This is a genomic window from Parafrankia colletiae (genome assembly GCF_001854655.1).
Lineage (GTDB): Bacteria > Actinomycetota > Actinomycetes > Frankiales > Frankiaceae > Parafrankia > Parafrankia colletiae.
This window is the reverse complement of the sequence record NZ_MBLM01000069.1, coordinates 1-1206: the sequence shown is the minus strand read 5'-3', so window position 1 is coordinate 1206 and position 1206 is coordinate 1. Positions and strand designations below refer to the sequence as shown.

At 67.7% G+C, this 1206-nt stretch carries 2 pseudogenes; both read right to left on the bottom strand.

Annotated elements, in window-relative coordinates:
* Positions 1–142, bottom strand: a pseudogene (locus CC117_RS40450) (RNA-guided endonuclease TnpB family protein); the annotation flags it as partial.
* Positions 143–146: 4 nt separating this feature from the next.
* Positions 147–1074 (bottom strand): annotated as a pseudogene (locus CC117_RS40445) (jacalin-like lectin); the annotation flags it as partial.
* Between the last annotated feature and the right edge of the window lie 132 nt (positions 1075–1206).

The following is a 1206-nucleotide window of genomic DNA, read 5'->3' as shown; positions in this document are numbered from 1 at the left end:
CCCGTTTCTCCCAGAAGTTCACGAACGCCCTCTGCAGATGCCGCAGCGCCGCCTGCAACGGGCCCTTCGACGGCTCGGCGAGCCGCACCGTCCCGGGGTCGCGTTTCCACCCGGTGAGCATCCTGTCCGTCTCCGCGTGGCTGGAAGTGGTCCGAGAGCGCAACGCCCTGACCGTTCAGAAAGTCGGCGTTCCGGTTCGCGTAGCCGGTGGCGTTCAGCGTGACGAGACGGCTGCTCCGGTACAGGACCTTGTCGACGACCTCGCAGGTGTCGGTGGGCGCCGCATCGTCGCAGGTCAGCGCAGGGCTGCCGAGGGCGGGCGCCACCCCGCCGCGTTCCAGTGCCACCCAGGTGTCGGTGAGGCCGTTGGCGGCGGCGAAGGTGGCGATGGTGTCGCCTGCCCGGGTGTACCGGGCGTTGGTGTCGCCCATCACCACCACGGCGTTACCTGCCGAGTGCGAGGAGATGTAGGCGGCCAACTGGTTCAGGTTCGATGCCCTGGCGGCCAGATCGGCGCTGGTGCCCCCCCGCGTCGGCGTGCAGGTTGTAGAAGTCGACGTAGATACCCTCCCCCAGCCGGATCCGCTTGAGAGTGAAGCCCTTGGGGGTCAGACAGTCGGCGCTGTCGAAGGTGCTGCAGTTGTTCCATGCCACCCGGGCGAGATCGCTGTAGCTGAAGTCCGAGAGAGTATTGAGYCCGCCGCCGAAGGGAACACCGCCGCTGGTTGGTGTCCGGTACGGGTGGGTGTCGGAGGCATAGAGGTTGGCGTGGTAGTTGAAATCCTCCTGCACCTGCACGACGTCGTAGGGCGCGAGCCGCTGTCCGATGGCGGTCGTGCTCTCCGCGCGGGGCGTCGGCGCGTCGGAAAGCGCTTCGGGAAGGCCCGCAATGTTGTAGGTGAGGACGGAGAACGACCCTCYGGCGGGCGAGTCAGCCTGCGCAGCGGGAGCCGCGGCGGGCCCAACGRCCAACGGCAGGGCAAGGATCAATGCCGTGAAGCTTAAGTCGATCTTGGATGGTTGATCTTCCGCTGGTGCTGGCTGGTGGGTTGGTACGGCGTGGCGGCGTGGCATCTGTGCTGGTGGGTGGTTTGGTCACGGTTCGTGGCTTCGATGGTGACCCCGGACCAGGTGTCGGTCGGGGTGTTGGTGACGGCGGTCCCGCGGGACGCGGTGGACGAGGCGGTCGCCGTCTGCGGGGTGAGG